Origin of the sequence: Acinetobacter sp. UBA6526 (genome assembly GCF_002434875.1) — a bacterium.
Taxonomy (GTDB): Bacteria; Pseudomonadota; Gammaproteobacteria; order Pseudomonadales; family Moraxellaceae; genus Acinetobacter; species Acinetobacter venetianus.
This window is the reverse complement of sequence record NZ_DJLC01000210.1, coordinates 1-8,053: the sequence shown is the minus strand read 5'-3', so window position 1 is coordinate 8,053 and position 8,053 is coordinate 1. Positions and strand designations below refer to the sequence as shown.

The 8,053-nt window shown below is 37.9% G+C and carries 8 protein-coding genes; 3 read left to right on the top strand and 5 right to left on the bottom strand.

The features are described from left to right. Window positions 1–1,791, bottom strand: a 1,791-nt coding sequence (hrpA, locus tag B4237_RS14300; RefSeq protein WP_286943668.1) for an ATP-dependent RNA helicase HrpA, incomplete at its 3' end; no start/stop codon positions are given. Window positions 1,792–1,891: 100 nt separating this feature from the next. Then, on the bottom strand, window positions 1,892–3,052 hold the full coding sequence (locus B4237_RS14295) for a sterol desaturase family protein (RefSeq protein WP_278595425.1): 1,161 nt from the start codon (window positions 3,050–3,052) through the stop codon (window positions 1,892–1,894). Window positions 3,053–3,642: 590 nt separating this feature from the next. Between B4237_RS14295 and ahpC the strand changes: the two genes are divergently transcribed. Together ahpC and B4237_RS14285 are read left to right on the top strand one after the other, a co-directional pair. Next, window positions 3,643–4,206, top strand: coding sequence for an alkyl hydroperoxide reductase subunit C (ahpC, locus tag B4237_RS14290; protein WP_004880160.1), 564 nt, complete (start codon window positions 3,643–3,645; stop codon window positions 4,204–4,206). 256 nt (window positions 4,207–4,462) lie between these two features. Further along, window positions 4,463–4,696: a KTSC domain-containing protein gene (locus tag B4237_RS14285; RefSeq protein ID WP_278595424.1), complete on the top strand. Its 234-nt coding sequence runs from the start codon at window positions 4,463–4,465 to the stop codon at window positions 4,694–4,696. Between the two features lie 16 nt (window positions 4,697–4,712). Here the strand turns inward: B4237_RS14285 and B4237_RS14280 are convergent, their stop codons facing one another. Beyond that, window positions 4,713–5,909, bottom strand: coding sequence for an alkane 1-monooxygenase (locus tag B4237_RS14280; protein WP_278595423.1), 1,197 nt, complete (start codon window positions 5,907–5,909; stop codon window positions 4,713–4,715). A 122-nt stretch (window positions 5,910–6,031) separates the two neighbouring features. On the opposite strand from B4237_RS14280, the gene B4237_RS14275 reads away from it, so the two are divergent. Beyond that, a complete protein-coding gene (locus B4237_RS14275) occupies window positions 6,032–7,063 on the top strand; it encodes an AraC family transcriptional regulator (protein WP_278595422.1) in 1,032 nt (343 codons plus the stop codon). Here the strand turns inward: B4237_RS14275 and B4237_RS14270 are convergent. Together B4237_RS14270 and B4237_RS14265 are read right to left on the bottom strand one after the other, a co-directional pair. After that, window positions 7,056–7,643, bottom strand: coding sequence for an O-methyltransferase (locus tag B4237_RS14270; protein ID WP_278595421.1), 588 nt, complete (start codon window positions 7,641–7,643; stop codon window positions 7,056–7,058). The genes B4237_RS14275 and B4237_RS14270 overlap by 8 nt on opposite strands. A 39-nt stretch (window positions 7,644–7,682) precedes the next feature. Beyond that, complete coding sequence (locus tag B4237_RS14265; protein ID WP_278595420.1) at window positions 7,683–7,901, bottom strand: DUF1653 domain-containing protein; 219 nt, start codon at window positions 7,899–7,901, stop codon at window positions 7,683–7,685. Window positions 7,902–8,053: the final 152 nt, after the last annotated feature.

Here is an 8,053-nt window from a genome sequence, read left to right as displayed (position 1 = left end):
GAGTTGTTGATGTGTTTGTTTCCACTCACGCAAACGCAACCAGCTCAAAAAGTGCTGACGTGCAAACTGACGACGCTTATTCTCAGATTGCGTATCTGGGCTAGTTTGCAGCGTATTCCAAAGTTTTAAATAGAATAAAAAGTCTGAATCAGCTTCTTTAAATAGTGCATGCTTTTGATCTGCTTGCATTTGCTTATCAGCTGGGCGCTCCCGCGGATCTTGAATCGCTAAAGCACTCACAATAATCAAAGCTTCTTTGAGTACACCAAAGTGCGCACCACCAATAATCATACGGGCTAAACGAGGATCAATCGGCATGCGTGCCATCATTTGTCCTACTTTTGTTAGTTCGTTTTTACGATCATTCAGTGCACCTAACTCGATCAGTAATTTACGACCATCATTGACTAAACGAAAATCTGGTGGCTCAATAAAATCAAAGTCTTCTAAGCTACCCAAGCCTAAACTTTGCATCTGCAAAATCACTGATGCTAAATTTGTTCGCTTAATCTCAGGTTCAGTAAACTCTGGTCGACTCATAAAGTCTTCTTCGCTATACAAGCGAATACACACACCTGCTGCAATACGACCACAACGACCTTTTCGTTGATTAGCTGCGGCTTGAGAAATGGCTTCAATTGGTAAACGCTGCACACGCGAACGATAGTTATAGCGAGAAATACGGGCAAAACCGCTATCAATCACATAACGAATATTCGGTACAGTTAAAGCGGTCTCTGCTACGTTCGTCGCAATGATGATACGTCGACCTTTACCACCTGGATTAAAAATCTTTTGTTGTTCAGCAAGTGCTAGACGAGCATACAAAGGTAGTACTTCGGTATGTCTTGGCCCATACTTTTGCAAGGTTTCTTGTAGCTCTCTGATCTCTTGTTCCGTACTGGCAAAAATCAAGATATCAGCATGCTCAGGATGACCTTTTCCTTCTGCGTCAGCAAAACATTCTTCTACTGCTTGAACCACTGCTCGGGGTAGGTTTTCTTCAAAATCATCGAACTCATCATCATCACTACCCACGATGCTGAGTTCTGAAATCGGACGATATCGTACTTCTACAGGAAAACTACGCCCTTCAACTTCAAAAATAGGCGCGTCATTAAAATACTGACTAAAGCGATTAACATCTAAAGTCGCCGAAGTCACAATCACTTTCAAATCTGGGCGCTTAGGTAAAAGCTGTTTGAGATAACCCATTATAAAGTCAATATTGAGTGAGCGTTCGTGTGCCTCATCAATAATGATTGTGTCGTATTTAGACAGAAAGCGGTCATTGGTTAACTCTGCTAACAAGATACCATCCGTCATTAATCGGACAATAGAATCTTGTGAGCCTTGTTCATTGAAACGAACCTTAAAACCAATCGACTCACCTAGCTTTTCACCGACTTCTTCCGCAATACGTTGCGAAACACTACGTGCAGCCAAACGTCGTGGTTGAGTATGCCCGATCATTCCAGTTAAGCCACGGCCAGCCAACATGGCAATTTGTGGAAGCTGTGTGGTTTTACCCGAACCCGTTTCACCTGCGACAATAATGACTTGATGCTGATGAATCGCCTCAATTAAGCGATCTGCATATTGCGTCACAGGTAAGTCTTGATTCAGTTTAATTTTAGGCAATCGTGCTAAACGCTGCTTAACTTTATGGTTCGACTTTTCAAAGAATTTTTCGATTTCAGCTGTTTCTGTTTTCTTATCTTTACGCAGTCTATTTAAACGGTGACGGTCACGTGCCATAACCAATTGATCTACATTTAAATGACTCTGCACTGAACAGCTTTCCTGAAAAATAAAATAATCGGCTATTTTACGCCTTAAACCCTTGCTATGCAAAGCAAGTACAGCAATTGAATTAAATCAATCACCCTTTTTATGGCTTGGGTGTACGACCGAAACGATCTCGGAAACGTTTGATGTACCTTTTAAATGGCCAAGCAAACTGCTTCACAAAGCTGTTTGGAATCTTATAGCCAACCGTTCCATAAACACTTGCCAAATGATTTGGCATATACACACTTTTAAAAATGACATCATAAAGCGGAATAAATGCAGCATAATTTTTATCAATCGCAGGTTTTTCTGAAGAATGATGCCAGTGATGAAACTCAGGTGTCGCAATCAACCAACGTAAATAAGGAAAACGAAAACGCACATTTGAGTGAATAAATATTGCATGGAATGAAATAAAAATTAGATAAGCAAATACCGCAGAGGTATGAAAACCAAGCAGGAAAATGGGTAAAGTCGCAATAAAGCGCGTCATTAATACTTCAACGATATGTAACCGTGATGATGCAAGCCAATCCATATATTCAGTTGAATGATGAATTGCATGAAAACGCCATAAAAAGTTAACTTCATGCATTGCCCGATGCAACCAATACACGACGAAATCAACAACAATCAATAATTCAATGAATTGCAACCAAATCGGCTGTGCTTGTACATAAGGCACGATAGGATTATTCGGTAGATGGGTAATCCAATACTGAATTGGCATCACTGTAAGAAAGGTAAATAATTGAATCCCAATATGACTAAACATGAAATATTTCATATCCGTCACCCAGCCTACTCTTAAAATCTTCTGCTCTGGATTCTTGGCAAAAAAACCTTCTAATGGAATAAATACCACTGCCAAAATCACTAAAGTAAGAACGAAATAATCAATCCCAGCGTAAAAAGGTAAATTAGGTAGTGTCGGTGCTTTAATTAGACCACAGCCTAATATTGCGGCGAATAGTGCAAAACAAATACCATAAAAACCATAACGATTTTGACGAATAATTGAGCTAAATGCCCCAAAACCTACACTCAGAACAATACCTAGCATTAAACTAAAATAAAAAACTTTGTAGTGTTGAACGTAAACTGGACGTAATTCAGGCATCGTCAATACTGTCGGAAACAGAAAACAAAGTGCTCCAAATAGGCTTAATAGGCCGAGTGACATTGAAATAAAAGCACTAATTTTTCCAAGTCCAGCATTCAGCGCTAAGTTTTCGAATTTTGCTCTTAATTGATCAGTCATGTTTGGTATAAATTCACTATTTATGCGAGATATATGTATTCGCTCATCACCTTATTATTTCACTGATGATAAATACTATTCATCATTTCAATGATTTAAATTTATTCTAAGATAAACATCTAATGATGTATATGATTAAAAAATAACAAGGCGATTCAAATGCGACCAAAATGACTTATGCGAAACTCATCCAACTAGACAATCAAAATAATTGAACAGAAGTTATTGCAATCATTACAATCTATTGGCAGTCATCTCTTAACAACATATATTGCAGAATTTTTAATCGTATATCTCGGTTTTTTATCTATTTTTATATTTTTTCAATTTTACCCTTGAATTTTAATGGTTCAGGCTGCATGTTGTTATGCGAGTTAGTTTTTGGATGTTTTGTCATTTTTGCTTCATCTCGATGAAGTCAAATAGTGAAATATCCTTGGGTGAAAGTCGAACTTTATTGAGTTATTCAATTTTCCGATTTTAGTCATGTAAAAATACTATTTCCCCAATAACTAAAAATTATTTATTCTTGCTTTCGTAAACAAGTAAGGCACTAGCCTCTCAATAAAACCTCAATCATGGAGACAATGATGAGCTTAATTAATACTGAAGTTAAACCATTTAAAGCGACTGCATACCATAACGGTCAATTTGTTGACGTAACTGAAGCTGATCTTAAAGGTAAGTGGTCTGTTGTATTCTTCTATCCAGCTGACTTCACTTTCGTATGTCCAACTGAGTTAGGCGACCTTGCTGACAACTACGCTGAATTCCAAAAATTAGGCGTTGAAATCTACGGTGTTTCTACTGACACTCACTTCACGCACAAAGCTTGGCACGACACTTCTGACGTAATTGGTAAAATCCAATACCCATTAATCGGCGATCCAACTTGGACTCTTTCTAAAAACTTCGAAGTATTAATCGAAGCTGCTGGTCTTGCTGACCGTGGTACTTTCGTAATTGATCCAGAAGGCAAAATCCAAATCGTTGAAATCAACGCTGGTGGTATCGGCCGTGACGCATCTGAACTTCTTCGCAAAGTAAAAGCTGCTCAATACGTTCACGCTCACCCAGGTGAAGTATGCCCAGCTAAATGGAAAGAAGGTGAAGCGACTCTTGCTCCATCTATCGACTTAGTTGGTAAAATCTAATCATTTAGATTAACCAATTTTCAAAGAAGCCACTTTTTTTAGAGTGGCTTCTTTTTTGTCTGATATTTTTACTAATCAATGCTTTTTTCGTCGTCTATTTCATAGCAAATTTTTTACAATTCTTATACTTATAAATTTATAGCTAAATTCATTTATTAATTGTCAGCCTCTAAAAGTTGGAGTACTGTCAAATTATGAAACAAAAGAGTTCTTAATAATATGTAGTCAGTGATCAAACTCAGATGGGGGTAAATATATGGACAAAGCTGTAGTTGTAACCTCTTGGAAATACGATGTTTCTTCTCGTTATCTAAAAATATTTTATAACAATGGCTCAGGAGAGCTATACCACCCTGTTCCAGAGTTTATTTATGACAATTTGCTTCGTTCTACAGACAAAGCAGCATTTGTGCATAAATACCTTGAGTTTGATCTTCATTTTAAACGACTGTGTATATCAACTACTCAACAAAAAACAGCCCCTCTATAGGGCTGTTTTTATTCGCTTACGCAGCTTCAATCTGCTCTGTTGCATACTTTTCTAATATCTGCGCTTTAGCTTCTGGATGAATATTAATTCGTTGCAGATCACCTTTATAATGCTCAACGACTCGATCATCCATAATTTTCGACCACCAAGAAGGAATAAAGGCTGGCAGAATCAGTGCACCATAACCTGCTGGCAACTGTGGCGCATCTTCAAAGTGTCTCAACGTTTGGAAACTACGTGTTGGGTTTGCATGATGGTCTGAATGGCGCTGCAACTGATATAAAAATAAATTCGTTACAACATTATTATTATTCCAACTATGCTCGGGCAAAGTGCGTTCATAATGCCCATTGGCTTTTTTCTGACGTTTTAAACCATAGTGTTCGATATAATTGACCGATTCAAACAAGGTTATCGCATAAGCAGCTTGTGTGACTTGAAAAGGTAATGAGCGCGCACCAAATTTAGTCAACATTCCTGCATGATAAATAGCAGACATTGCCCAGCCATGAATAAGCTCATTTTCCATGCAGAAGAATGGTAGTTTTTTACGTTCTAGACGTTTCTTTTCAATTTCAATCGCGGACTTAAAGCTACCAATGACAGTACGTGGTAAGAATTTCCAAAAGGTTTCACCTAACCGTGATGATGCAGGATCTTCAGGTGTCGCTACGCGGCGATGATGACCATAAGGATGCTCAATACGGAAATGGTTATAACCTGAAGGTGCTAATGCTAAATGAGATAAATATTGTTCTAATTTTCCAGTCTTATGGCTTAACTCATGTGCAGTATTGATTGCAATACCATTCACCATTCCAATCGTTGTTCCTAGTAAAACTTGGTCAGCGAGCGAAGTTCCTTTACGGCTCGCAAGATATGTTCCATACAGGTTGGCAGCGTATTGTAACGGGATATACAGTTTTACAATACGTGCATAATAAGGATCAGCTTCTAAATCAGCGATGGCACTAATTGGTGGATTTTCTGTATCTTCGCCTATCAGTTTATCTAGCGCAGGAATCACACCATGTAAAAACATTGGACCAAATGATGCAAAGAATTTCTTAGTTTTCTTTGGACCAAACTGATAACCTGCTAAACCGCTCATCGCAATTGCTGGTACTGCCAATCCTAATAACCATAAATGACGCTTTTTATCTTTAAAGGGTGTTGTTACTTGTTCTACATCCAGTTCAGTTAGCATATTCATTAGAATTTCCTCAATCAAACACACTATGTTTTGCTTGAGTTTATTTTGTTCTTTTCAGATGACTATATATTATCATTTTAAGACTTGATATTATCATTTTAAGACTTTACTGAGTTTATATTGTGCAAAAGCAGCAAATACCCGTTATTCCAGCACGTTACTATCTACGTTTGATTGAAATTTTAATCAATACAAATCAGTATGATAACCAACTCCTTTGTGCTTTTAGAGATGAATTATCTCAAACTGAACTTTTGTCTATTCAACAAATTGAACAGTTTATTGCAATGGGGTTAAGCCTACCGAATACCGAAGACTTAGCCTTTGAACTTGGGAAAAATCTCAAGCTGAGTTCGCATAGCTTGGTCGGCTATGCACTGATGACCAGCCCTAACTTAGAACATGCTTTACGCTTAATCGCACAGTATTTCCGTTTAATCATGCCGAGTTTCAAACTTTCTATACATTCAGCGACAGACCCTCAAAAGATTGAATTATTGTTTGAACCCATCTTACAAATGAATAAACAATGCCTTGATTTTCATACTGAAGCGATTGCTGTGGCGTTTTATTACAGTCTGTTTGAGCTGGCTGGACAACAATTACAACGCTATCAAATTTACTTGAATATTCCCGAGCCGATTTACCAAGAACGTTATCTACATTTAGTCAAAGCACATTTCCATTTTAACTACACATGGCTTACAGGTATCCGTGTCATTATTGATCGACAGCAATTGGCTCTGCCCTTGCCCCTCGCCGATGCGCACAGCTTGAAAGTGGTCGAGCAACGTTGTCAGGAACAACTACAAAAAATTTATCATCAAGGTGAAATTGTAGAATGGATAAGCATGATGCTTCGTCAAGCCAATCAAGTACCGACTCTGACTGAATGTGCGAAGGTTCTGAATATTTCCACCAAAACCTTACAGCGTTATTTACAACAACAAGGTGTGGAGTTCCAAACTTTGAAACAGCAAATTAGTACAGAAAGAGCGATTGATTTACTTGCAAACTCAAACTACACGATTACGCATATTGCTTATGAGTTAGGTTATACCAATCCTGCCAATTTCACGCGTGCATTCAATAAAGTGATGGGCTATAGCCCTCAAGCATATCGTTTAAAATCGCAAGAAAGAAAAGCTACTTAACCACGACCATACATAACCCAGCACCCACGGGTAAAATAGTGCTCATAAAATTTTCATCTTGTTTAATCAACTCAAGTAAGGGTTTCACTTCGGCAGTATGTGAAATCACATTATCAATAATGAGCGTGCCGCCTGTGGGCTTTAATAGTCTTTTTAAATCATGCCAGTAGCTCACATAGCTACCGCGTTCCGCATCCAACAAAATTAAATCAAACTGCTCAACACTTTCTGTCAAATAGTCAGCGGCATCACCCACCCAAAAATCAATATATGCTTCTAAGCCAAATTCTTCGGCATATTTTTTAGCTTGTGCACTGCGAAATGCATTTATTTCTAAGGTTTGAACTTTTGCCGAGACAGATTTTGCTGCTTCAGCCAACCATAAGGTTGAATAACCTGTCGATGTTCCGATTTCTAAAATATGTTGTGAATGCTGAGTACGCACTAACATTCCAAGCAGCTTCGCCGATTCAGCCTCAATGTTGCGATAGCGTCTAAGTCGGTCTGCTTGCCGAGCATCATGTTGTTTAAACTCATCATATAAATCAGCAATACGTTGTAAAAATAGTGTGCTGGTCATATCTGACTCTCCATGATGCTCTTATTTAAAACACTGAATCTAGGTCGTTTGAATTAACTTAAAACGAGGAACAGTCTGTCCATCTTCAAGCTGAACGGTTTCTGTAAACATGGTTAATGGACGTACCCACATTGAATAATCACTATATAAGCACTGATATACAACTAACTCTTCGTCAGTTTCGCTATGTCGAGCCACATTGAAAACTTGATAAAGCTGCCCTTTGTAATGTTGATAGATTCCACGCTGTAGTGCCATGTTGTTTACCCTTAAATTTATGCCATGAAATGATTGCAGTTATATAACAACTTTCAATCTAATCAAATTTTTATACACACAAATGATCATAAATTTATCCATTGCCATATAAATCCAAAAAACCGATTAAACTCATAAAAACATACTGTTTT